Below are 24,799 nucleotides of genomic sequence, written 5' to 3' on the forward strand. Positions count from 1 at the left end.
AGCATCGCTTCTCGGAAATCCCGCACTATCGAGTGAGCTCGGAGCCCACACGTTGAGGCATCTGCTCCTCGAAAAACGCCCAGGCGATACGGTAATCCTCTTCCCGGTTGGCGCGGGCAAAGGGGGCGATGAAGGTGCGTTCGACGGTGCGGGGGCCGCCGGGCAGCGTGTCGTCGGTGACCCACTGGGTGATGACGGTGCCGTCGGGCACTTTGGGGGTGCCGCCCTGCTTGAGCGTGGCCTCGTCGGCGCCTTCAGCGGGGTAGGTCCACAGGTCTTCCCAGCCGAAGTTGCCTTCGCGCACCTTGCCGTCGGGGGTGGTGATGCGGGTTTTGGGGCTGCTGCGGCTGCCCTTGCGCGGCAGGCCGACGCCGACCAGGCCCTTGCTGTTGGTGAAGACGATGCGGCCATGGATGTCGTACCAGGTGTCGCGCTCGTAGCCCTGCATCACCGGGAACTGCACACGGTAGATGAGCAGCAGTTCTTCCAGCGTCAGGCCAAGGGCCTGGGCCACCAGCACGTCGATTTCCACCAGCGCCATGCGGCGGGCGTAGTCGCTGCGCAGGGCGCAGTGGCGGGTCCAGTCGCGGGTGAGGCTGGGCCAGAAGTCCTGCGGCAGGCGCGGGTTGTCGGGCTGGCTCCAGCGCTGGTCGGCGAAGTCGGGGTCGAAGACTTTTTCCCACAGGGGGGCGTAGTGGGTGGTGAGGCAGTTGAGGGCCACAAAGCGGCTACACGCAGAAGGAGTTGCCTCGATAAGTGGCAACTTGTCAGCCAAGTCACCCCGAAGGTCACTCTTACCGGTTGATTTGACCAAGAAATCAACCACAACTGAAGTCATCCCAATCGCAAAGCTCAAATTCTGGTGCAGTTTTCGGAAAGTAATCGAGAAGACCCCATCAATATGCGCTGCCTTGGGCGGTAGTATTGCCGGGCAAGCAGTGCGCTCCGAGGAAGCACCAATTGCTCTTCGGTGGACATGCCTAAAAAACTCCGTCACCGGCCTTCCCTGCGTCTCGCCCTCTTCCACCCAGCTCACCCGGGGCGTGCGGCGCAGGTATTCGGCGCGGTCGGCCATGGGGCGGTAGTTGGTGCGCGGCAGGTAGTCGTCGGGCAGGGTTTCGAGGTCGAGGACGTCGTAGTGGCCGTTGGCGGTGCACACCTTGCGCGGCGTTTTGTTGAAGGGGTTGGCGAGGAAGAAATGCGGGCCGGAGAGCACCCAGTCTTCCGGGCTGGCGGGGAAGCCGGCATCGCTGATGGGGCGGCGGATGAGGGTGCCGTCCCGCTGCGAATAGGTTTCGTCGAACATCACCGTCGAGAAGTAATCGTCACCCAAATCCGCCAGCCGGCGCGGATAGGCGGCGAGTTTCTGCAACACGCTGTTCAGCGCTCCGGCATGCAGGGCCGGCAAACGGGCGCGACACGCCGGGGTGCCGGGTTCATCGTAGAGGCGGGCGAAGGTGGCGAGCGCCACTTCATCGACCCGCACGATGCGGTCGCGATGGCCGGCGGTGTTCCATTTTCCGGCGTCGTTCTTGTAGCCCCCGACCACGCCACTGCCGTCATGCAGGTAGCAGGTGTCCACCGTTATCGGGGTGAATAAATTGGCGAGGTGGTCGAAGCCGGGTTGGTCGCAAAGCGAGCCGTAAATGTTCACGCTGTACTTGGTGTGGTGGTCTACCTCGGCAAACAATTGCAATTCGTTGACGAAGCCGAAATGTCGCCGCAGCCGTGCATACACCACCTCACGCAAATTGCCACCTTTCGGGTCGTCATACGGCCCTTCCGGATGCAGCAGCCCCGTCACCCCTTGCCCACTGCTCAGCCCCCAGGCCAGCGGCATGAAGCACTTGTAGAGGTTGGTCTGCACCCCCTTCAGCAGCGGGTAGTTCTGCACCGCATTGAGGAAGTTCTGCGTGCCTTCCGCTTCCTGCAATTCCCCGGTCCATGCCACCTGCAGGCCGGGGAAGTCGGCGAAGGCCTGCGCGCGCAGCTTGGCCAGGTCGCTGGCGCTGACCTTGCGCACCGCAAACACCGGGTTCTTCTCACCCAGAATACCGGCCTCGTTCCATTCCACCTTGAGCCAGGGCGGGTTCCCCAGAATCAGGTCGAAGCCGCCGCGCGCGAGCAACACATCCGCAAAACACAGCTCCCAGTGCAGAAAGCGCTGGGCGGCGGCGACTGCCTCGACCTCCCCGATACGCGGAAAGTGCTGGCGCAGCTTGCTGATGCGCAGCTGGCCGAACTTGTCGTGCAGATGCCTTTGCTCCCCCCCCTGCGCCTCTCCATCAAGATTCTCAAAACCCGCCAAACTTTGTTGAGAAGCACCGAAAACCAAGTTCACAGGGCCAGGCGTCCTGGAAACAGGCTGGGAAAATGTCAGCTGCAACCCAGGATTCGGCGTGATGTCGACAACGCTGCCTTCCAGTATGGCGCCAACCTCCAGCCACCATTCCTCACGGCTGGGCAGATGGGCGCTGTCGGTAATAGGCCAGAACCACAGGGCGCACCAGTAATCCATCACCAGCTTGAGGCGGCGGAAGGGGGTGGCGTAGTCGCCATCTTCGTTGAAGAGGCCGGCGCGGCGGATGGCTTCTTTTTGGGCGCGGGTGATGGCCTCGCCAGGAGCGTTAGCCTGAGCACCAGCAACATGCGGCCAGAGGTCGAGGGCGTCTTCGGTGCGCTCACGGTCGCGGGCCAGGGCCTGGGTGTGTTCCTGCCACAGGGCCTGCACGCGCTCGCTCAACTGCTGCAGGCGGGCGACCTCGTGCGCTTCCAGGGGGCGGGTGAAGTCCTTGCGCCACTTCTTCAGGCGCTCAAAGTCCTCCGGATACAGGGCCTTGGCGGCCTTGTCGGTGTAGTTGGCCATGCCGGGGTCCGGCAGCAGGAAGTGCCAGATTTCGTCCGGCTTGCGCGGGTTCTCCGATGTGACCCGGCGCGGAGGTTCCTCATGCCAGGCGGGCTTGGCACCCTTCCTGAGCGCAGCGGCGTTATACACCTGATGGCGGGCGCCGATGAGGCTGTTGCCAGCAAAGAGTTGGTAGCCGAACCAGGGCACGCGCGCGGGCAGCGGCCGGCCTTGGGCGTCGGTGACCGGGTTGCCCTCTTCGTCCAGCTCGCCATAGATGGCGTTGAGCCACAGGGAGACTTCAGCCAGCTCCACCGCCACCGGGTTCAAGTCCACGCCGAACACATTGCGGTCGGCGAGGTACATGCGCACCTTCTGCAGTTCCTGCGGGTAACGGTCGTGGGGGATGCGGCGGCCGAGTTCCTGCTGCTTGCGCTCCAGATAGGCCTCGGCAAGCTGGTTGACCGCCTCGTTCAGGAACGCCGCGCTGCCCATGGCGGGCTCACAGACGGTGAGGGTGAGGATGTCGTCGGCCTGCTTCACCCGGCCGTTTTCCGGGGCGAGCAGTTCCTTCAGCGCGTACTTGACCAGGCAGTGGGTGAGCACCTGCGGGGTGTAGTAGCTGGCACTCTTCTGACGGTCGCGGCCGGCCAGGCGGTAGATGAAGCTGCCCTTGGGGTACATGCGCAGCTTGCGGTGGCCGGCGTCGGTGAGGTCATACACCCGCTCGTCTTCGCTGTATTCAGAGAGGCGACTGGCGGGCACGAACCAGGCGGTGTCGAGCTTGTCGGCGTCGGAGGCGGCACCACTGCCCTTGCGGCGACCGCGACCGGCGCTGTCGTCGGCGGCCTCGCTGTCGTTGTCCTCGTCATTGCCTTCATCGTCGCTGTCGGCGTCATCGTCTTCGGCGGCAGCCTTGCCCTTCTTGGGCGCGGGCTTGACCTCGTACAAATCGTCGGACGCGAAGAAGCCGCGGTAGCTCAAGAGCGCCTCATACACCGCGCCGAGCTGGTTGATGGAGAGCAGCTGGTAGCTGACCCGGCCACTGCGCCGACCCCGGCCCTGCCCTCGGGTGAGCGACATGAGGCGGATGACGGTCTGCCAGATGTGGTTGGGGAAGCGGACCTTGCCCAGCAGCGGCAGGGTGCTGTCGTCGAACAGGCGGCTGTCCAGCGGCGCGAGGGCGAAGGTTTCGCGGGCGCCGGCGACGGTGCTGCCGCTGTTGTTGCCAGCCACACCCAGCGCCTGCTGGGTTGGGCCGCTCAGGCCGGTGCCTTCGGCTACCAAGCTGAAGAGACGGCGCAGGGTGGCGTCGAAGTAGAAGCCTTCGCGGGCGTGCGGCGTGGTGAGCGGCTGCATCTCGAGGTCGCGCAGGCTCTCCAGGCTGTAGCCCTTGAGGTAGATGTCGCTCTTGCCGATGGGCACGTAGCCGAGTTCCGGGCGGGCCTCGATGTAGAACATGAAGAGCAGTCGATAGACCAGGCGTAGGCATTCCAGACTGAGGTCGCCGGCATCGAGCTGGTCCTTGCCGCTGAAAATGCCTTTCTTGGCTGCGATGGCCTGCTCGCGCAGCTGGCGAGCGGCTTCGTTGCCGAGCAGCTCGATGGCTTCGCGCAGGGCGTGCTTGAGGTCTTCGCTGACGCCGAAGGCGTGCTTGTGGGCGTTTTCGTCCAGGCTCTCCAGCAAGCTGTTGCCTTCGCCAGGGGCGAGACAGTCCTTGTGCAAGAGCGCGGCGCAGGCCTTGAGGGTGTCGGCGTCCTTGCGGTCGAGGATGTCGGCCCAGTTGAAGCGCAACGCCCGGTTGTTGGGCCACTTGTAGCGGTCGAGCAGCAGCCACTCGTCGAGCCCGCACAGCAGCACGTAGCGCGGCGGGGTGTCGGCGCCGAAAACGGTGTCGGAAAGCAGGTCGGCCCAGGTTTCATGACGCAGGGCTTGCGGCACCTGCTCGCCGCCGTAGTGCAGACTCAGCAGGCCGTGGTCGAGCAGGTCTTCGTTCTCCGCGCCGGGCTGGTAGGCGGGGATGATGGCGAGCTGCGGCAGTTGCAGCTGCCAGAAAGGCAAGGGCTGGCCGGTGGCGAGTTCGTGCGCGGTGGGCAGCTTGCCCGGCGCGGCGTGGCCGAGGGCCTGCAGCAGGCCGGTCTGCAGCTGGGTAAAGAGGCGCCAGCGCTCGGCGGCATCGGCCGCACGGTGCACCTGGCTGCGCAGGGCAAACCACTTTTGCGCCCAGGCTTGCAGACGCTTGTGGGGCGCGCGGTGGCGTTCATCGCCGGCTTCGTCGGTCTGGCTGGTTTCGGCGGCCTCCCAGGCATCGAGCCGGGCCTTGATGTCGCCCTTGAAGACTTCGGCAAGGTAGTGGTGGCTGTAGAACTCGTTTTCGTTGGTGATGCCGGCGAAGGTTTGTACGGCTTCAAGTACAGGCATGGTCAGGCTCCGGCAACGGCAGCGGTGGAACTGGGATTGCAGACGGCGGCGAGCACCTGAATCCAGGGCTGGGGCTCGGTGGTGAGGGTGTCTTCCACCCAGCGCCGGTAATCATCAAAGACGCGGTGAATGTCACGGCTACGCTGTTCGAAGCGGCCGCGCTTGACGGTTTCGAGCTGTTTTTCGAGGTCGAGGCTGAGCTGCTCCAACTGGCGACCCTGCAGGCGCTGCAAGTCGGCCAGCGTGCCTTCGAGGCGCTGGGCGAGCTCGACTGAGAAGGCAGCCTGCTGCTGGAGCATGTAAGCATGCATGGTGCGCACCGCAGCGGGCAAGGCGCTCTGCATGGCCTGGGTGGTGGCGGCAAGTTCCGGGGTGTGCCCGCGGTTGGGCAGGCCGCCCGCCTTGAGGCCGGCGCGGGCGATGAAGGTGTCGAAAGGCTCCAAGGTAAAAGCGCCCTGCCCCACGCGGCTGGCCACCTGCCACTCGACCAGCATGGGCTGGCCTTTGCGGTTGGGGATGAGGCTCATGAGGATGAAGGCCTGCTCACCCGGCGCAAGCTTGTGGCTTTGCAAGAGCGGCGCCCGGTGGCGGCCGAAGTGAGTAAGCACGCGGTCGCCCAGCCATTCGACGATGGGGTGCTGTGGCCACAGGTAGTGCAGCTTGGGCCAGGTGTCTTGCTCGGCACGCGCCTGCCGGGCTGCTTCGATGGCGTCTGCCATGCGCTTGGGGTCGGCGCACAGGGCGTAGTGGTCATTGTCGGCCTGGGCCTCGCGCGGCAACTGGCGCAGACGGTCCTGCAGGTCGAGCGGCGCGGTGAGCGCGATGAGGCGCTCGGTATCCTCGGCGTTCCATTGGCACAAGGTTTGCCCCTGGTTGAGCAGGGTCAGCGCGGTCTTGGCGTAATGGTAGTCGCTGTCGAAAAGCGAAGCCGGCTCGGCGATGTGGTCGAGGCTGCTGCCCGCGGCGCCTGTTGGCATCGCGTCCTCCGTGGCACCGCCGCCGAAGAGGGTCATCAGCCAGTCGCCGTCATTGCCGGTATCCGAAGCCGCCGCTTCGTCCATCGTGGCCTCCACCGCTTCCGGGCTGAGGCCCTCGGCCATGAAGTCGGCAACCTTCTCGGCTTCCTTGTCCGGGTCGAAGACGTTGAGGAAGGCGGACGGGTCGCCCAGGTTGAAGTTGGCCTGCTCGTCCTTCTTTTCGAGGATTTCCAGGATGCGCAGGTCGCCCTTGATTTTCTCGTTCACCGTCTCGGTGAACAGATAGACGATGTGCGGCTGATGCTTCTGGCCGTAGCGGTCGACCCGGCCATTGCGCTGCTGGAAGACCATCAGCGACCAGGGCAGGTCGAAGTGCACCAGGCGGTGGCAGAAATAGTGCAGGTTGAGTCCTTCGCTGGCGACATCCGAGCACAGCAGAATGCGCAGCGGGTCATCGAGGCGGCCGAAGCGCTCGACCAGCTCCTGCTGCTCGGTGTCGGCCATCTGGCCGTGCAGCACTTCGAGCTGGTTGGGCTTGAGCTTGAGGTCGGTGGTGAGGTGTTCGCGCAACCAGCGCAGGGTTTCGATGCGCTCGGAGAAGATGACCAGGCGGTCTTCGGCACTCTTCACCTCCCAGCCGAAGTCGGCCGACTGCAGGTGCTGCTTGAGGCGCTGGTATTTGCTGAACTGACTGGCCGCGGGGTCTGTGGCCAGCGGGACGAGCGTCTCTTCAAAATACTGCAGCGCTTCGACCTCGCTCGCCTCCTCAGCGGTCGGGATGGCCTTCCCTTGCAGCAAGGCGATGCGCTTGCGGGTCGACTCCAGCGCCGCGGCCGGGCTGGAGAACAACGCTTTCTGCATCCCGATGCGCTGCAGCTCCTGCTGCTTGCCGGTCTTGTGCTCGCCACCCTGGGTGAAGGGAATCTCCAGCAGGGCGCGGTAAGCGGCTTCTTCCTGCGCGCTGGCAGGCGCCCGCAGGCAGTTGGTGATGCGCTCCTGGAAGTCGGCGCTGACCTGGTCGCGGATGTCTTTCTTGAAGCGGCGGATGACCAGCCCCTTGCTGCGGAAGTCGTCGGGTGTGTAGTCGTCCGGGTCAGAGATGGCGGTGGGGTCGAGCAGGCTCATCAGCGAAGCGAAGCTGCGCGCCGAACCGTCGTGCGGCGTGGCCGAGAGCAGCATCAGCGTGTCCGAGCGGGTGGCGAGCAGCCTGGCGAGCCGGGCACGGCGCGAGAGTCCATTTTCACCCGCACGGGCGGCAACGTTGTGGCATTCGTCGATGACGATGATGTCCCACCAGGCGTTCTCGAGGTAGTTGCGGTACTCGAGGTTGCTCTTGAGGGTGTCGATGGAAATGATGCTGCGGTCGAAGTAGTTGAACGGGTTGTGGTTGGCCGGGATGCGGTTACGCACCCGCGCCAGACCCACCGAATCCAGGCGCACCAGCGGGATGGAAAAGCGGCTCCACCACTCCTTCTGGAACTGGGTCAGCATGGCCTTTTGCGTGACCACCAGAATGCGCTTGCCCCTGCCCCGCTGAATCAGCTCGGTGGCAAGCACGCCGGCTTCGAGCGTCTTGCCCAGACCAACCGAATCGGCAATCAGGATGCGCGAACGCGGCTGACGCAGGGCCTGCAGCGCAGGGTCGAGCTGGTAGGGCACCAGGTTCATGACCCCACGGTGACCGAGGTGCACCTTATCGTCGTTGGCGACGTTGCGCCGGCGCAGGCTCTCCAGATACAGGAGGCTGGCGTTGTAGGCAGGGGTGTCGTCGGGTACGAGCTCGGTCTTCTCGGGGTCGAGAACAGCAATCTCGTCTTCAAGCGTGGTGAGGAACAGCGCTGACTGGCTGCGGACGAGTTCGGAGATGCCATCGCAGGTCAGGAGCCAGCCGCCATCGGTAGCGGGGTCGATGCGGCGGACAAGCCATTCTTCGTCGCGGATGACGACGCGGGAGCCGGGGGCATAGGGGAGCATCAATCAGTTCGCCGTTGTATGTGAGGTGCCTATCTGGATTCGCATGGATTATGGCAGATGTAACATATCTGCCGACGCCCCATGGCGCTGGATGATTTTCACCCACCAGCAGCTCACCAGGTGAGCCAGTCATGCCTCATGATGGGTCAAACCAGCTCTCCTGAATGCTGCACACACCACCAAGGAAATACGGACATGCCCTTGCAGAACCGCGTCAATCCAGAGGGAGCCATCTGCCACTCACCCGCCCGAGGAACGTTGATGGGCAACCGTGGCTGTTTGCATGATGGAAGACGGAACATTGTGGCGAACTCGAAGCGGGACGCCTGGGTGACTTGCCTCCTTGATTTCAAGGAACGCAAGCGACCCCTGATGCAACCCGGCCAGTACACCGAGCTCTTCTTCCTTGATGAAGCGACCGCCCTGGCGGCCGGCCACCGTCCCTGCGCGGAGTGCCGGCGAGACCGCTACAAGGCCTTCCTCGCCGCCTGGCCCGAGAAGGGGGTGAAAGCGGGTGAGGTCGATGCTTGTCTGAAGCGTGAACGCAGCGATGGGCAGCGACCGCTACTGGGCGTTGACCAGCTCAGGACGTTGCCCGATGGCGTGCTGGTGAAGCACCTTTCAAGCGGCACCTTTTATCTGCTACTCGGCGGCGACGCTTATGCCTGGTCCTTTTCGGGCTACGGGGCACGACAACCACTCCCGACGCTCAGTGGCCAGTTCCGGGTGCTGACACCAGCCAGCACAGTCGCAGCAATGAAGAACGGCTACCGTCCGGACATTCATCCTTCCGCAGTTTCCAGATAGCGGCATCACTGGATGACATCGCATGAAACTCTTGCCCGAACCCCCTCTCACCCTTCTTCACCTCTGCGGCTACGGCACGCTGGCGACGCATTCGATTGCACTCCCCGGCTACCCCTTCGCCACTGTCATCCCCTATGCGCTGGATGCCGCCCACAACCCGGTGCTGTGCATCAGCGCGCTGGCCGAACACACCAAGAACGTGCTGGCCGACCCGCGGGTGAGCCTGTCAGTCGTGCAGCCGGGCGCAGACGACGTGCAGGACACCGCCCGCCTGACGTTGGTGGCCGACGCCGAACGCTTCGAACCGAACGAGGCCTTGAGGGCGCGTTACCTGCGTTACCTACCCAAAACTGAAGACTTGCTCGCACTGGATTTCATGTTCTTCCGCCTGCGGCCCAAGCGAATTCGCTACATCGGTGGCGTCGGGCGTATGGGCTGGGTCGAGGAAGCCGACTGGGCTGCCCTGCCTATGCTTTCCACCGAGCTGGAGGAGCAGTTCCTCAAGGACACGCGCTCGCAGCTGAGTGTCCAGGTGAAACTTCTCGGTGCGGACTGTTTTGGCATCGACTATGAGGTGAAGGGAGAACGGCACCGGCAGCGCTTTCCGGACGCACCGCTCACCGCAGAACGCTTTGCCACCGCGGCACCCCGGTTTGCTGCGGAGCTGTGTTGAGGAAGGACGACAAGACAGAGGCGGCCACATGGGCCGCCTCCGGAATCAGTTCTGTTTCAAATCACACGTTCTTCCCTGATACCCGGACGGTCACTGAACCGAACCCGTGCATCAAGCACCTCCACCGATATCTTTGCCGGCCGCTTGGGATAGGCCAACAGCTTCAGCCGCTGCAGCTCTTCCTCCAGTGCGCCCTCACTGGTTTCAAGGTTCCAGCATCGCATGACCGCATCCCAGCGGTAACCCACAGCCTTCATATCGTCCTTCACCTCGAAGGGCGAGTTCACCGCCCAGATGCGGTAGCTCTTCTGTGTTGAAGCGCGGAGGAGTTGCCGCATGGCCACGCCGCCTGCCTTCTCCAGCGGGCGCTGAAGCACCTCCAGCAACGCCAGGCAGTCGGCCTCGGCCCTGTGCGCCTCGTGGAAGTAGCCGCACTGCATCAGGATGTAGTCGAGCTTCTGCGAGCCAAAGCCCTCTTCATACCAGGCGACATCCTTCACCGAACACGCCCAGGGCAGTCCGGCAAAGACAGGCAGCCGCTTCTCCAGGAAACGCCGGTCGAAGCTCGCGTTGTGGGCGATGACAAGCCCAACATTCTTGAGCAACGCCTCCACCCGCAGGTCGTCGATACGCTGACCGGCCACCATTGCGTCAGTGATGCCATGCACCCGGGTCGTCTCCGGTGGTATCGGGCCACGGGGTTCTTCCAAACTGCCGTAGCTCTCCAGTACCTCGAATGCCAGCCCTGACTGTGCCCCAACCGCCACGACAACAAGCCCGAGCTCGATGATTTCGTCCCGGTCCGCATTCATGCCGGTCGTCTCGGTGTCGACGATGGCCACCTGCACGACCCCTTCTTCGCCATCCCAGACGCCAAAACTGCGCCGGGGCTGAAGACGGCGCAGCACCTTGTAGTCGGGATGCTGCTCCACCTCACGCGCCAGTTGCTCGATGGCATCGGTATTTCTCATCACATTCACCTTGTTCATCCTCTTGTGACCTGGAGCCAGGTATAGCGACCGGCCACCTGCTGCGATAATGCGGCTGCTCTAGCTCGCGTAGTGAGCCACTACCCTCTGCACAATGGCACTACCTTGACCCAGCACGTGGAGGCCCGCCATGTTCGACCTGCCCATGACTCATCATGCCACCCGCCGCCTGCAGCAGCGCGGCATCCCCGAGGACGTTCTGCCCTTGCTGATGCGTTATGGCGCGCATGAGTACGACAAGCGTGGCGCGCGCGTGGTGTATCTGACGCACAAGAGTCGCCAACGCCTGCGCAGGATGCTGGGAGCCGAAACGTATGGTCGGCTTGAGCCCGCGCTCGATGTGTATGCGGTCGTCGACACCGACGGCGCCGTCGTGACGGTCGGCCATCGCACGCATCGCATCAACCGCAACTGAAGGAGCGCCCACCATGCTTGGAGCAGTGATTGGAGACATCGTCGGGTCGGTCTACGAGTTCCAGAATGACCGACGGAAAAACTTCGGCCCGCTCTTTCATCCGAAGGCCTTCTTCACCGACGACTCCATCTGCACGTTGGCCGTCGCGGATGCGCTGGTCAATGAGCGCCACGCGGGTGAGGCGCTGAAGGACTGGGGGCTGCGCTACTGGGAGGTTGGCGGCTGGGGCGGGATGTTCTCGCGCTGGCTGCAGTCACCGGGGCTGGAACCCTATAACAGCTACGGCAATGGCGCGGCAATGCGAGTGTCACCCGCTGGACTATTGGCCCGCTCGGTGGATGAGGTCTCTGTCCTGTCGAAACAGGTAACGGAGGTAACGCACAATCACCCAGAAGGTCTCAAGGGAGCCGAGGCCACCGCACTGGCCATCTTCCTGGCACGCCACCGGGTCACGCCGCAGAACATCAAGGTCGCCATCACCGAGCGCTTCGGTTACGACCTTGAGCGCACGCCAGACGACATCCGGCCGACCTACCGCTTCAACGAAACCTGCCAGGAGACGGTGCCGCAGGCCTTGGTGTGTGTGCTGACCGCCACCGACTTCGAAGACGCCATTCGCAACGCGATTTCCATCGGCGGTGACAGCGACACGGTGGCTGCCATTGCCGGGGGTGTGGCCGAAGCGCTGTTCGGCATCCCGGATGAGATTGCCGACCGCGGTTGGACTTATCTGCACAAGGACATGCGCGAGACGATGACGCTGCTGTATCGCAAAGCCGGTATGCTTCTGTGATGATTCGCGAGGACACGCATGGACCGCACCGAACGCTTCTATCACATCGACCGTTTGCTCAATGAACGCCGGGTTGTACCGGTGCAAGCCTTCCTGGACGAGTTGGAGGTGTCACTGGCCACCTTCAAACGCGACCTGGAGTACCTCCGAGAACGTTTCAATGCGCCTATCGTGTGGGACCGTGATGCGGGCGGCTACCGGTTCGATGCCCCCGCCTCCGGTCCGCGTTATGAACTGCCAGGCCTTTGGTTCAACGCGTCCGAAGTCATCGCCCTGCTGACCATGCGGCAGATGCTGAAGAACCTGGAGCCGGGACTTCTTTCTGCGCACGTTGAGCCATTGCTTACCCGCCTGCGTGCCATCCTCGGCGAAGGCGAGCTGCCCATCGAGGATATCGACAAACGCATCCGCTTCCACCGCCAGGCCGGACGCACCCACGATTCCCAGCACTTTGCCCCAATCGCGACCGCCGTTCTGCAGCGTCGGCGGCTTACCATCGACCATTATGTGCGGGCACGGGACGAGACCGTCACCCGGGAAGTCTCCCCGCAGCGGCTCACCTTCTACCGCGAGGCCTGGTATCTGGACGCCTGGTGTCACTTGCGCAATGAGCTGCGCAGCTTCGCGCTGGATGCCATCCGCAGCGTGACCCTCTCGACCGAGAAAGCCAAGGAAGCGAGCGACAAGGACATTGCCCGGGTCCTCGACGGTGGCTACGGCATCTTCTCAGGCAAGCAGGTGGAGTGGGCCGAGTTGGAGTTCACTTCTGAACAGGCACGCTGGGTGAGCAAGGAAGTGTGGCACCCCGACCAGAAAGGTCAGGTGCTGGACGATGGCCGATATCGGCTGCAGGTGCCCTTCAGCAATCCGACCGAACTGGCAATGGACATCATGCGGCATGTGCCAGCGGTGAAAGTGATTGCGCCACAGAGCCTGCGGGAGCGCATCCGGGGGCTGCTGGAGCAGGGTTTGTCGTCGGTTTAGCGTCGCTGGACAACACAGGACACCGACTCCCCGCTCAAAATGGTTTGCAAATTGCACCTAAATTAGGTACTTTTTGCAAACATACTGAACAATGCCCGCTATTGACTCTACCCTCTCTCCCACCCGCGCTCACGGAGTGGTATCCCGTCTGCTGGACGAGTTCCAAGGGCGAGGTCGCCTTGTCGCCAGTCAGCCCGAACTGGTGGCCTTGAGCGGGCTGACCACCTTGGCCGTCAAGCGTCAGTTAGAACACTTGGCCGACAGAGTGGTTCGACTACCGGGTCGCCCCAGTTGCTATCTCGTCGTTCCCCCTGAGTACCGACTGCGAGGCGCCCCACCTATCGCCTATTGGCTCGCCGACTACTGTCGGCTGCGCCAGCAGCCCTATTATGTTGGCCTGCTGTCTGCCGCAGCCCTGCACGGCTCTGCCCAACAGGCGGTGCAGGTCACACAAGTCATGACAACTGTGCCGACGCGCGCACTCGATGTCGGCAACCTACACATCGAATTCCACGTAAAGCAGCGCCTACTCGACACTCCGTTATCCACAATCAAGGGGCTAGCGGCGCCGCTTGCGGTGAGCAGCCCCGAAGCGACCGCCCTGGACTTGCTGGCGTTCCAGCACTGCGTTGGCGGTGTCGCACGAGCGGCTGAAGTTATCGCAGGCCTACTGCCGGTGATGACCGTCGAAGGGTGGCGCCGCGCCTTGCCGCTTGCTCCTGTGGTCGTGCGACAGAGAATGGGCTACGTCCTCGACACCCTTAGTGCAAACCGGTTCGCCAAGCTCATCCAGACCAGCTTGCCGTCAAAGTTGCGAACCGTGCTTTTGCAGACCGCTACGCCCACGATGGGCTCGTGCGGGCAACAACCCTGGCAAGTTGATGACAATATAGGACTGAAATGACCGTTCAACCTATTGCACTAACGCACCAGGATGTCCTGGCTCACCAGCAAACGGTGCAGTGGCCTGAACTCTACCAAGTGGAACAGGACCTGCTGCTCAGTCTAGCGATGACCGCCATATTCAACGACGCGTTTCTGTCCTCCCAGGTGGCGATGCGTGGCGGCACAGTACTCCACAAGGTGCACTTGGCTCCTGCAGTGCGCTACTCGGAGGATATCGACCTTGTGGCTGTAGGGGAGCGACCAGAGTCACATATCAAAAGGGCTTTGACGCGGGTCCTTCGCCCGGTCCTGGGCAAGGAGAAGTCATCGACGTGGGCCTGGTTGAAGCTGGCTGTCCGGAATGCCGCGAAGCCTTCCCGGATTCTGCGTTGCGTTTTCAAGGTCCAAAGCGTCGTAGAGCCCGCAAGGACACTAACAATTGAGGTCGAGGTGAATGTTACGGAGCGCACGCCACGGTTCGAGTTGCAGCGCCTGCCCTTTTCTTTGACCTTCCGAGGTGAGCCCCGTGCCGCCTCCATCGTGTCTTTCAACGTGAACGAAATGCTGGCGACGAAGATGAGGGCCACGTTTCAACGCAAGAAGGGGCGGGACTTGTTTGACTTATATTGGGCGCTCACAGCCCAATCGGCCTTGCCGGTAGACACGGCCCAGGTACTCGATGCATTCAGGCACTATATGAAAGAAGAATCCACAACGGTACCTCGCAGCGAATTCCTGGCGCACCTCGAGGGCTGCCTGGCAGACAAGGTGGGGTTCTGCCGTGACATGGACCCCTTGCTCAAAAAAAGCCTTAACTACACCCCTGCAGCGGCCTCGGTAGTGGTCATTGAGCGTCTGATAAGCCAGTTGCCCGAGTAGCCTACGCGGCACTCTAGGATGCCGGGAGTCGGCCCCGGCATCCGTTTCGGCTGCGGGGAAGTCCTCACCGCAACCAGAAGACGTCTTCGCTATCTTTTACCGCAACCGTGAATATCCTGGACCGCGCGTAGCGCCGGGAAGTTGTTTTCGTCCGACGCAGAGCGGAAAAAAGCGGCGAGCCGAAGCTCGCCGCCGAATCATGGAGTCTTTGTCAGTGCTGCATGCGCGGCACGACGCAGGAAATCACCCTTTCCTCCAGGTCAAAGCCTTCAATCATCGACGTCCGCTCGTGGTGAGCCAGGCGGGTCGCCAGGTCGGCAAGCCTCAAACACTCGATGTCATAAGGGTTCTGGCCAGCCTGTCGAGCAAGCGCCTTCAGCTGCTTGATGTCCGCCTTTTCGACTGGAACGTGCAAGAGCAGTTTGACGTCACACTCGGGACACCACCCCACCACGGGCATGAAGCCAGTTCGCTCGCAACCGGTCAGGTACTCCACCAGCCCCCGGTTCGCCATCGGAACGCAGACCACTGACTGGGCGTTTCCAACTTGGATACGGAACACCATTACATGACCGTCTGCCCCGTTTGTCAGGACCCGAGCATCCCGCTTGCAGACTTCCTCCCGCCCCAGGTTGTCGAGGAATCCAGTACTGACATGCGCGCCGACGAGATATTCGAAGGCGCCAAAGAATCCCCCTATCGCCTCGCTGAGTTCATCGTCCAAACCCCGCGGCTGAAAGAGCACGCTCGCGAAAAGCTGAACATCTCCGTGCTCGGTCACTTCCGTCCGCCCCTCCGGCGACATGAACGCGCTCAGGGGGTGTTTCGACATGGTGTCCATCATTCAGCTTCTCCCATAACCAACCGACCCTCCGTCGAGCACGGCTCAAAAGTCTGTGGCCTCCTTTCCTCCCGGTCATCCGACCGGTACTCAGACGTGGTTTGAGCGACCTTGGCAGTCCCCAGCAGATACCCTCGGGACACACTTATCCACTTCTCAATATTCATCACGTTTCCTCTGATTTCGCAGATGCCCTGCACGACCTATAGCTACCGAGTGGGCGTCGGCAACGGACACACATCAGGACGAGACCGCTTGGCCCAGCTGACCCGCCGCTGCCATGGCCGCGGCTTGCGGAACCGACAGAAAGTGAGCGAGCCTTTCCAGGTTAGGACTCGAGAGATGAGCCGCCGACAAGCGGCCAGTGAATATCAGATGAACCCAACAGGGCGGTCGGCGAAGGTGCTTGCACATGCCGTACGGGGTGCAGCAGACGGTCTTGCCCGTGTGAGCAACCCAACGCAGCAGTGCATTCCCGTGCGAGAGGTCGGATTCGAGCGCCTCCCACTCCTGGCTGGATTCCTCACCATTCACCAGCTCCAGCGGGGGGAAGTCCGCCAGCGCCCGGGGCATCTGCGGATACGCGAACTCCACGGCGAGTTGCCGCAGCGCCATGGCGTAGTCCGTTGCCAGCCAGGTTTCGGCGTGGCCTCGGATGTCGTCGCACGGACGGTGCGGCGTACTGACCTCAAAGTCTTGCACGGTCAGTCTGCCCACTGCGATTTGCAGTACGCCCAGGTCGACATAGAGATAGTCTTGAATCCGCTCGACGAGCTCAGCACCGGCTCCAAAGATGTCACGCATACCAAAAGCCCACTGCAGGAGCGTGGTCTGCATGACCCCAACGCCTGCCGCACAACCTGCGAAGTCGTCGTTGCGGCGTTTCGCGGTCAGTAAGAGTTCTGTGGCGACCCCCTTCCCCACCGTGTCGTGCTGACGAACGGCTTCGAGGAAGGCACGGCCCTGATTAATGTCAAAGGTATTTTTCATACACGTTGCTCCTGAGTAAATGGATGTCCTGCAACGCGTATAGCGACCATGCCTCCGGTCGAAAAAATGCGGACCCGGTTGGGGTCCGCAGAGAATCAGGCTAGCTTCCGTCTTCAGTCATAGAGCGCCGGGCTGGGACTGAGCTCTCCTTTACGCAGCAACGACTCGACTTCGTTCTCGTTGTGTATCAGCGCGGGGCGCTGCAAGTACTCGAGAATCCAGCTGAGCTTGCGAAGGCCGAGAACGTCAGCGCCGCTGGTCTCACCGTACAGCATCACCAGCGCCCGTTTGGCTTCGAGGCTCAAGACAGCATCGTTCGCGGGAAGGTGCTGAGAGGCGGTCCTGTCGGCTTTCAGTTGTCGATACGCCCGCTCAATCAGCATCTCTTCCCCTTCTTGCGGCCAGGCAAAGTCCGACATCCGGATACGGCCGGCGAGAAGCTTTACGACGACAGCCGGCACGCCCAGGAATCGGGCACTCAAATCGGCAAACTCCTGGCCAATGCACGAGACTTGTCGAATGCCAGAGCGCAGCTGGTTGATATAGCCGTAAGTCACGCCCAACTCAGCCGCCAGCTCATTCATCGCCATACCGCGGCAACGGGCTTCGTCAATCAGCCAGGCCAGAAGCGGACCACCATCACTATCGTAGAGACGCTCTACGCGCTGCTGGGTCGTCTCATGTCCTTGCTTGCGAGCCTGGGCTCGCTCGTTACCCTTTTTCTTCATCTTCATGTCCTGTCCGGTAATGCAGGGCCATTCCTGCAACTCGTATAGCGACATGAAGATGATTACTCGGCGACAGACGACTTCTTCCTGCGATTGCGGGTCCTGCCCACCCCCGCACGCACCATCGCTGCGAGGAGCTCCGAGAACCGGTCGCGACTTGTCTGCGCCAGGCGGGCGAGTTCGGGTGAGCGCTGCTGACGTTCATACCAGAGCGCCGCCCGGTGGATAGTCAGCGGCAGCATCCTGGCGGCGATTTCCTGCAGTTCAATCTCCCGCGTTGCACGGTGCCCGGCAAGAACCGCGTTGAGCTTGGCTCTTTCCTTTTCTGTCAGCTTCGCGTCGACGTCAGGCGGGATGGATTCGGCGCTTATTGGTAGCGACCCAAGGCAGATTGAGCGACCGCGCTTGATGGTCGGGTCGTACTTGATGCGGATGAGCGTCAAGGTGTTCTTGCGGGTTCGGATTTGCATTTCGGTAGCTCCTGCGGTTGTCGATGAACCGTATAGCGACCTGTTACAGCAGCAGACGGCCTGACCGTCCACGCATACGGATAAAACCTCGCCCTACACCAGCAAGCCACTCCTTGTGGCTCGTGAAGGCACGTGCTGGTTTGTAGCCGCGCGTGCTCCCGCAAATCAACGGAGCACAAAATGAATGAACTGAAACTACTGGACCTAAATGACCTCGCCGACCTGCTCGGCAGAAGCCCCGAAACTATCAAGAAGGACCTCAGGCGCAACCCGCTGGCGGTACCGCCCCGACTGCACATCCCAGGTACCCGCCTCTTACGGTGGCGGGTAGAGGATGCCGACGCTTGGCTGAAGGCCTGCATCCTCCCACATAAGGAGGTCGTATGAAGACGTGGCCTCGCCTCAATCTCAATGCAATTCTTGCTGCACCACGCCCCGAACTCGAGTTTGTCCTACCGAACCTGCTGAAGGGTAGCGTCGGACTCCTTGCCGGGCCGGGTGGTGTTGGAAAAACGAATTTTCTGCTTCAACTGGGTATCGAGCTGGCACTTGGTCAGCCCCTGCTCGGCGGTCATTTCCCGGCACAGCCACCACGGAAAGTATCGCTGATGTTGGCTGAGGAACATGCAGCCGTGATGGCCTGTCGGCTGCACGACCATGTAGCGGCACTTGGAGACGTTGCAGGGCAAGCGGCCGAACCGGATGCGTTTTCAGTTGAGCAGCTGATGGAACGTCTCGTCATCGTGCCCGCTGGGGGCCTCGACACGAACATCTGCAACTCGGACGACACGACGCTGTTCGACGAGCTCGTATCTCTGACAGCCGGGTCAGACCTCATCGTTCTCGACCCGATTCGACGCTTCCATGATGGTGACGAGAACAGCTCCGCCGACATGACCCGTCTCGTGCAAAAGCTCGAAGTCCTGGCCGCTCGGGCAAGGGCGACCGTGCTGTGTGCGCATCACATGAACAAGTCCGCGGCCACTGCCGAGTTCGGCGAGGTGCAACAGGCAGCACGGGGGTCGAGCGCGCTGACCGATGGCGTGCGCTGGCAAGCGAACCTGCTACCGCTAAGCGTTGAGGCAGCCAAACGGCACGGTATCGCCTACGACGACCGGGCAGGTTACGTTCGGCTCCTGCTCAGCAAATCGAACTACGGCCCGCCGTTGCCGGAACTACTGCTTCGGCGCACACCCGATGGCAGCTTCGAGCCTGACAAGCCGGACAGGCTCACTACCAGAACTGGCAGGAAGCGCAGCTCGATATCGCGGGAGGCCCCTTATGTCTGAGCGGCGCATCGTCAAACATGACCCCGCCACCGGAATGTCGCCGCTTTTCCGACCCCTGCCCGCGCTCAAGGCCGGGCAACGGCAGAAGCTTGACGTCCGGACCCAGCACGGGAGCGTCGAACTGCATTGGCGCGGCCCCGACGCATTGGGGATTCCCGAGGAGACCCTGCTTCTAGCGATTCTGGAGAAGCTCAGTAACGACCATGGGCTATTCGAAGCAAGCGCAATCCTGGCACCGAGCACTGGTAGCGATGTCGGAAAAGCGCTTTGGGCTGGACTGGCTGCGAGTGGGAGCGAACTGTCAGGCGACACGCGGGTGCTCTTCACCAGCTTTGCGGCACTGTGTCGGGCGTGCGGCCACGACACTGGTGGCGCCGCCATCCGACAGGTCAAGGCCATGTTGAAGCGACTGGTCGAAGTAACCTTGTGGCTGCGTCAGGGTCGCCTGGAAGGCTCATCCCGACTTATCTCCTGGATGGTCTGCGAGGACGGTCAAGTTGCGGTTGCGGTGAATCGGAGACTGGCTGCGGCGATTCAAGGCGTGCATTACTGCCAAGTCAGCCTGTCCGAGCGGCTTGCCTTGCCCACCCATACAGCCCAGGCACTGCACGCTCGCCTATCTGCCCAGATACGCGAGGGCCGGGAGTTGCGCTTTCGCGTGGAGAGCCTGGAAAGGATGGTGTGGGGCATCAACGCCGAAGGCAGCACGCAGAGGAACCGCTTCGCCAAGCTACGCTCAGCACTCAGCGCGCTGGGCGGTCTGGCTGGGTGGGATGTCTCGGTGACGCCTGGCAGGGACGGCAAACGTGTCTATCGCATCCGCCGTGGGTCGAGCAAGCGCACCGACAACGCCACATCCTCGGAAAAGCGGCGACAGCCCTTCGGAATATCGACGACAGGCGCCCTCGCCTGAACCCTTGTGCAGCTTGAGTTTGCGGGCCAGAGCGGCATCTCTACTATTTCTAAACTAAGGGCTTGCGCCGCGCTTGATGCTGCGGCCGCAGCCCCTTCCTTCCAGATGGCAGGGCTCTTGGCCATTCGCTTCGTCGCCTGGCAGGGAATCGACGATTTCAACGTTGAAATCGCTGTGCCCGTTACCGCTGTTACCTCCATCCACAGGAAGAGGTGGGGCATCGTTTGGCCGCGGTTTCAACGTTGAAATTCCGGACTATCCTCGGTCACCGCCGCGTCCATCGTGGCAATTTACTGGCGTTATCCTCACCACCACCAGCGAAGCACTTTGAGTCCGCAAGGTTGAACCAGAATCCGTGCAACAAAAAGCCCCCGGGGAAAACCGGGGGCGACTCAATGAACGGCGTCAGCAAGACCTGCGACCGCACGCTCTACTGCCTTGTAACCCCGCTGCCAGGCGGGCCGACAATGAGTGCCACCTCATCGCCGGAAATCATCACGACATCACCTGCCACGGTGAAAAATTGCCACCTTCGACTGCTCCGACCTTTCGCCCTGACTCACTCATCAGCCAGTCAGCAAGTAGGGCTCGACTCACACCTTCAGGTGCTATCGCTACTCAGTCGGTCTCCCACACCTTCCGTTGACGCGCATTGCCAATGCGCCGGAATCGGTGTTTCCCGTGTTAGTCATAGAGTTTTGTGCTTAGCATGCTGTCTCACGCCATCGAATGCTCTGCGGGGTCTCCCCACTCACCCCTCCCGCGTAACGCAGGAGCAGGTTTTTCCGGGCCCAGGTTTCCAGGACGGCTCCGGTACGCTCGATAGCGCTCATCAACACTGGCTTAAACGGCCCCTGGCCGCCCACATGCATCACACCCAGCAAGACTCCTCTTCGGAGCCCTTATCCGCTTCAGCTATCAGGAAGGCTGCGAGCTTGCGCCCGCCGCGCCTGGGTACTCCACTCTCGCTCATACCCCTGCCGCATTACGGCGGCCTCACCTGACCACGGCGCCTCCCGGTTCTACCCTTTCGAGCAGCCCCGAGGTGGGACTGGTTACCCACGTTCTCTATGACAGGCCTGTCGGGCATTTCCTCCCGACAGCCACATGTCCACGTCGCCCAAACCCATCTCTCTTCTTGATTGGGGTCGAATCGGGCATTGCAGCCCGAAGCGCCCCGTTGCGAGACCAGAAATCACTCTGGCCTATTGCGTGCTCGAGCTCGATTAAGAGCAAGCAGCTGCCGCAGTCTGCTCCAGCTGGCAACTGGAGGTATCAAGCCATCCGGCTTGTGGCAATCGTGTCGCGGGGCTGGCGGCCCCCGACACGGTTCTGTGTTGGCAGGTCGTCCAGCTCGTGTTAGCAGTACACGAGTGTCGTCACGTATAGCCACGTGAAGCGGTGCCTGCGGCAAACCGTCACAGACAACGGAGTCGATGTGTGTCGAACTGACTTTGAAGCAGGAGGAACGACGGATGTTGGCTTTGCGGCAGCACAGCCCGCGTGCTATCCGTAGGTAGCTGACCTCGTTCCGCAGACGACGAATCGTCATCCGCATATAAAACCGCGGCCTAAACGAAGCTCCAAATCGCCGAGGAGCGCCAACATGCCGCAACCATCCGACACCCAAAACTCAACACACCTTGCAACATTCGTCATTCAGCCTGGGCTGCCACGGGCCAGTCGGGTCGAAACCGTCAATCTCGATAGCGGAGGCACACACCCCCTCATCGACATTGCCATCAGCCGCTTTCATCAGCGAATCGAAAGCGGGTTTCGACATCTCAATGGGAAGAACAACCTCGACGACTGCGACATCGCCCCGCTCTCGCGCGCACTCGCGGACAGTATTCCGGTCCCCGACCTGTCTGTACTGACCGAACTCGGCTCACTTCGCATTGCCCACTTCGAGTATGAGCTTCACCATGCAGGACACGAGGCTGAGGACCTGCTCGACGCGTTCATGGGACCGCTCGGTCTTCCATGGTCGGTGACCCGTGAGGTTTGTTGGCGTGTCAAAGGCATCGCGTTTCAACATCAAAGTGTTCCCGCGCGCCATGCGCTCAAGCTTCTGTGGGGCACAGCCCATGCCTCCGCGGCCCATCGTATCTGCCCGGCAGTCGGCAAGGTCTTCGTAGGCAGTCGGGCACACGGCTACAACCTCTTCATCAACGAAGCGTACGCACGTGCGCTCGAATACATCCTCCGGCACAGGTCCTGACCATCTGCCCTCCGGTGTCTCCGGGGGACCGGACACAGAAGTGTGAAACGCCCGCCCCTGGCAGGCGTTTTTTCGTTGTGGGGCTGTCGCCCGTTCGAAACCCGCCTAATACCGGACGTCCATCCTGATTTGTCCTCGGCAGCACTCGCTTCGTCCGTATGCGAAATGTTCATGTCACAAGGCCATATGTAACATATTGTAACAAATCGAAGGAGCCCCTGAAAAATATAAACGGACTTCCTAGACGCCTCGCAACCAACCAAACCGCGAGGTCAATCATGTCTAAAGTTCGTACCAGTCAACGCAACAACATCGCTGCTACCGGCATCACCCGAATCCTTCACCTTTTGGCTGCCAACGAGGCGCTCGATACAAAGAAAGCAATCCGGACAGCGATTCGCGAAGCAGGCCTACCCGGTCGAGACGAGTACGTCGAGGCCGTACTCAACAATCGTGAGGAACACGAGACCCAGCGCAAGAATCGTCAGAAACGCAGGAATATCGCCCACACCGGGAAATCTTGGCCGACAAGGGCACGAAAGGCTTCGCAACAACCGGTCGTGCTTCCCGCCGGAACCCCCGCTAGCCGGCTGGTTGAATACCGTCGACGCCAGGTGGAGGACGTTGCCTTTTCGCTGTTCCGTTCCGGCGCGGCAGGCGGTACAACCTTCACGGTCAAACTCACTGACGCCTGGGAGAAAGTTGGATACACCGTCTCCATCGGGGCGAACTGGGATACCTATCGTGGCCGGTTCAAGGAGTGGAGAGCGAACGAAGACCACCACGAGGTTACGCTTCCGGTGCGATGGATGACACGAATCCTTCGAAGCAATCTCGCTGAACTGGATGGTTTGATGACCCTGGATGCGTGTGAAATCGCTTCCGGCATGCCCGAGGTCAAGCTCTTCAAAGCCATCTGGGCGCGTCAGGGCAAAGGCTATTCAGTCATCACCGAGCACGGATTCATCGCCCGAAAGGGGGAGATGACCCACCACGCGGATACTGCAGCAAAGGCGCTGGCAGGACTGCGGCGCAAGCTTGCCCAAACGGGGCAACCTCGACGGACCATACAATCCGCGCTGGATATGGACGTGGCTGCATTTATCAAACGCTACAGTCGGCACGACTGCATGGTCAGTCTGAACGACGCCCGCAGTTCAGGCAGTTGCGAGGCGGGAATCCTCAACTGGTGCGAGCGCGTCGGCATCGACCCCCTGCGAAGCGCAGTTCCGCTTTCCGAGGCACTCGAGGCTTTCTCGCGCTACCCCCTCGTTGAGGTGCGTCTTGCGGTGATGCAGGCTGTCCGACGCCATCGCCGGGAACAACGTCTTGCTGCTTGAACAGACTCGCCTTCCTCATTGATGGTGCCTCAGGCGAACAAACGCACGGCTCTGCCGTGCGTTTGTTATTTGGCTGTCGCCTTTTTGGAAACCTATATGCTCTCGCACGTTTCGCTGTCGCTATACGCCTGAAACCCGCTTCGCGGAGCGCTTCGCTTGTTTGCGCACGCACCGTGAGGCCCATTTTCAGGAGCGAGAGATGCGTTACGACCCCCTGGTTTTCGACCGCAAGACCGTTTTCATGCAAAGAATCGCGGACCAGGTCCGCCGTGGCTACCGCTGGTATGCCGTGGGCGAGGTCCGACTGGACCGCGCGAAAGCCCTCGTGGCGAAGTTCGCGCGGCTCTACAACGTCCATTTGCATCGCAATCAGAAGCTGCGCGAGCGTGCGAGCGGACTCGCGTCCGCAGACCTGCTCCTGTGGAAGCCGCATACAGACACTATCGTATTCTGCCTGCTTGTCACACCCGGGCCGCATGCGGCCCGCAGCTTGGAGAAGCTACAGGATGCCTTCGCCCGAGACTCGCGCCTGACGCTTGGCGACTATGAATTGTTGCAAAGACCTCGCACCGGTAGCGACCGCGCCGCCTGGACATGGCGGCTGACGAACGAGGCGTACGAAGGTTGGCGCCTGCGCGCACTCGAAGTTTGCAGAAAAGGAAATGACTTCGAGGTGCAGCAGTTCATCGCGTCGATTCATGCGACGCCCGGCTTTGCTGGAGTGCGTGAGCAAGTGAAAAAGGTGAAGACGCTTTTTCGTGTGGAGTGGAAGCGCCGCCGGCCCGACGGGGTGACGGTGCCAGCGCTGAGCAACAGACAGCGATATGTGCAACGACTGCCCAACTCGGGCACCACGTTCAGTCACCTGATGACGCTGACATCTGTGGCTCGATGAGTCCCACGCTCCTGGTCCGAAGATGCAATCTGGCCCATCGCGTGACACACCCTGGCCCCTTTGTCGTGAGTTTCTCCGTAAACCCCGCGCAAAGATGGGCTCTGGAGGTCACACGCCCCCCGAAGCCCATCTCAAGTGCAATCAGATTGTTTCCTGCTCAATCAGGCCGCAACACCTTCGCTCCGTCTCTTCTGTGCCAGGCGAGTGCCGACTGGCATTCTGAGCCCCAATACCGGGTTGAACTGCAGTTGCTTCTCAAACAGTCCGGCTCGATACCGATGTACAACCTCCTCCGCCCAGAACGCTTGTTTGCCGAGCCTCACCGGTTCGGGCAATTTACGTGACTTCACCAGGTTTTCCAGGGTCCGCTCGGAGATACCGAGGTAGGCTGCGACTGCTTGCTTGTTCATGACTTCCATGATGACCTCTTGTGTCGGGTTGATAGACATCAATGGATAGCCATGCTGTTT

The 24,799-nt window shown here is 61.7% G+C and carries 20 protein-coding genes; 12 read left to right on the forward strand and 8 right to left on the reverse strand.

The window, feature by feature from the left end; all coding sequences use genetic code 11:
• Nucleotides 1–25 precede the first annotated feature (25 nt).
• Together DNK49_RS02485 and DNK49_RS02490 are read right to left on the reverse strand one after the other, a co-directional pair.
• Nucleotides 26–5,266 (reverse strand): DNA methyltransferase family protein, encoded by a 5,241-nt coding sequence (locus tag DNK49_RS02485; RefSeq protein WP_110522717.1) that lies wholly within the window; start codon nt 5,264–5,266, stop codon nt 26–28.
• A 2-nt stretch (nt 5,267–5,268) separates the two neighbouring features.
• Complete coding sequence (locus tag DNK49_RS02490; protein WP_110522718.1) at nt 5,269–8,217, reverse strand: DEAD/DEAH box helicase; 2,949 nt, start codon at nt 8,215–8,217, stop codon at nt 5,269–5,271.
• Between the two features lie 330 nt (nt 8,218–8,547).
• Between DNK49_RS02490 and DNK49_RS02495 the strand changes: the two genes are divergently transcribed.
• Together DNK49_RS02495 and DNK49_RS02500 are read left to right on the forward strand one after the other, a co-directional pair.
• Entirely contained in the window at nt 8,548–9,024 is a 477-nt protein-coding gene (locus DNK49_RS02495) for a hypothetical protein (RefSeq protein ID WP_207806867.1), read from the forward strand.
• Between the two features lie 22 nt (nt 9,025–9,046).
• Entirely contained in the window at nt 9,047–9,697 is a 651-nt protein-coding gene (locus DNK49_RS02500) for a HugZ family pyridoxamine 5'-phosphate oxidase (RefSeq protein WP_110522720.1), read from the forward strand.
• Nucleotides 9,698–9,753: 56 nt separating this feature from the next.
• Here DNK49_RS02500 and DNK49_RS02505 read toward each other — a convergent pair whose 3' ends face one another.
• The gene (locus DNK49_RS02505; protein ID WP_279386399.1) at nt 9,754–10,686 is read right to left on the reverse strand and encodes a 3'-5' exonuclease; all 933 of its coding nucleotides are present in this window, start codon (nt 10,684–10,686) and stop codon (nt 9,754–9,756) included.
• A 130-nt stretch (nt 10,687–10,816) separates the two neighbouring features.
• On the opposite strand from DNK49_RS02505, the gene DNK49_RS02510 reads away from it, so the two are divergent.
• The 5 genes from DNK49_RS02510 (at nt 10,817) to DNK49_RS02530 (ending at nt 14,642) form a co-directional block, all read left to right on the forward strand.
• Entirely contained in the window at nt 10,817–11,101 is a 285-nt protein-coding gene (locus DNK49_RS02510) for a hypothetical protein (protein WP_094269320.1), read from the forward strand.
• 13 nt (nt 11,102–11,114) lie between these two features.
• Complete coding sequence (locus tag DNK49_RS02515) at nt 11,115–11,894, forward strand: ADP-ribosylglycohydrolase family protein (protein ID WP_110522721.1); 780 nt, start codon at nt 11,115–11,117, stop codon at nt 11,892–11,894.
• Between the two features lie 18 nt (nt 11,895–11,912).
• On the forward strand, nt 11,913–12,878 hold the full coding sequence (locus tag DNK49_RS02520) for a helix-turn-helix transcriptional regulator (RefSeq protein WP_110522722.1): 966 nt from the start codon (nt 11,913–11,915) through the stop codon (nt 12,876–12,878).
• A 136-nt stretch (nt 12,879–13,014) separates the two neighbouring features.
• Nucleotides 13,015–13,782 (forward strand): type IV toxin-antitoxin system AbiEi family antitoxin domain-containing protein, encoded by a 768-nt coding sequence (locus tag DNK49_RS02525; protein WP_165843253.1) that lies wholly within the window; start codon nt 13,015–13,017, stop codon nt 13,780–13,782.
• A complete protein-coding gene (locus DNK49_RS02530) occupies nt 13,779–14,642 on the forward strand; it encodes a nucleotidyl transferase AbiEii/AbiGii toxin family protein (RefSeq protein WP_110522724.1) in 864 nt (287 codons plus the stop codon). The genes DNK49_RS02525 and DNK49_RS02530 overlap by 4 nt, the downstream gene beginning before the upstream one ends.
• A 211-nt stretch (nt 14,643–14,853) precedes the next feature.
• Here the strand turns inward: DNK49_RS02530 and DNK49_RS02535 are convergent, their stop codons facing one another.
• The 4 genes from DNK49_RS02535 to DNK49_RS02550 form a co-directional block, all read right to left on the reverse strand.
• Nucleotides 14,854–15,486: a hypothetical protein gene (locus DNK49_RS02535; RefSeq protein ID WP_110522725.1), complete on the reverse strand. Its 633-nt coding sequence runs from the start codon at nt 15,484–15,486 to the stop codon at nt 14,854–14,856.
• A gap of 237 nt (nt 15,487–15,723) precedes the next feature.
• Nucleotides 15,724–16,473, reverse strand: coding sequence for a hypothetical protein (locus DNK49_RS02540; RefSeq protein WP_110522726.1), 750 nt, complete (start codon nt 16,471–16,473; stop codon nt 15,724–15,726).
• A 113-nt stretch (nt 16,474–16,586) separates the two neighbouring features.
• Nucleotides 16,587–17,207 carry a hypothetical protein gene (locus tag DNK49_RS02545; RefSeq protein ID WP_133255074.1) on the reverse strand — a complete coding sequence of 207 codons (621 nt, stop codon included), beginning with the start codon at nt 17,205–17,207 and terminating at the stop codon, nt 16,587–16,589.
• A 56-nt stretch (nt 17,208–17,263) separates the two neighbouring features.
• Nucleotides 17,264–17,671, reverse strand: coding sequence for a hypothetical protein (locus DNK49_RS02550; protein ID WP_110522728.1), 408 nt, complete (start codon nt 17,669–17,671; stop codon nt 17,264–17,266).
• Between the two features lie 383 nt (nt 17,672–18,054).
• Between DNK49_RS02550 and DNK49_RS02560 the strand changes: the two genes are divergently transcribed.
• The 5 genes from DNK49_RS02560 to DNK49_RS02585 all read left to right on the forward strand — a co-directional run bounded on the left by DNK49_RS02560 (nt 18,055) and on the right by DNK49_RS02585 (nt 24,329).
• Nucleotides 18,055–18,960 (forward strand): AAA family ATPase, encoded by a 906-nt coding sequence (locus tag DNK49_RS02560; RefSeq protein WP_110522730.1) that lies wholly within the window; start codon nt 18,055–18,057, stop codon nt 18,958–18,960.
• Complete coding sequence (gene repC, locus DNK49_RS02565; RefSeq protein WP_168952946.1) at nt 18,953–19,873, forward strand: replication protein C, IncQ-type; 921 nt, start codon at nt 18,953–18,955, stop codon at nt 19,871–19,873. Before DNK49_RS02560 ends, repC begins: the two co-directional genes overlap by 8 nt.
• A gap of 1,606 nt (nt 19,874–21,479) precedes the next feature.
• On the forward strand, nt 21,480–22,094 hold the full coding sequence (locus tag DNK49_RS02575; RefSeq protein WP_110522733.1) for a hypothetical protein: 615 nt from the start codon (nt 21,480–21,482) through the stop codon (nt 22,092–22,094).
• Between the two features lie 278 nt (nt 22,095–22,372).
• The gene (locus tag DNK49_RS02580) at nt 22,373–23,434 is read left to right on the forward strand and encodes a hypothetical protein (protein WP_110522734.1); all 1,062 of its coding nucleotides are present in this window, start codon (nt 22,373–22,375) and stop codon (nt 23,432–23,434) included.
• Nucleotides 23,435–23,633: 199 nt separating this feature from the next.
• On the forward strand, nt 23,634–24,329 hold the full coding sequence (locus tag DNK49_RS02585) for a hypothetical protein (RefSeq protein ID WP_110522735.1): 696 nt from the start codon (nt 23,634–23,636) through the stop codon (nt 24,327–24,329).
• Nucleotides 24,330–24,490: 161 nt separating this feature from the next.
• On the opposite strand, the gene DNK49_RS02590 is transcribed toward DNK49_RS02585, so the two are convergent.
• Complete coding sequence (locus tag DNK49_RS02590; protein ID WP_133255075.1) at nt 24,491–24,748, reverse strand: helix-turn-helix transcriptional regulator; 258 nt, start codon at nt 24,746–24,748, stop codon at nt 24,491–24,493.
• Nucleotides 24,749–24,799 lie beyond the last annotated feature (51 nt).

The organism is Parazoarcus communis SWub3 = DSM 12120 (assembly GCF_003226565.1).
Lineage (GTDB): Bacteria > Pseudomonadota > Gammaproteobacteria > Burkholderiales > Rhodocyclaceae > Parazoarcus > Parazoarcus communis.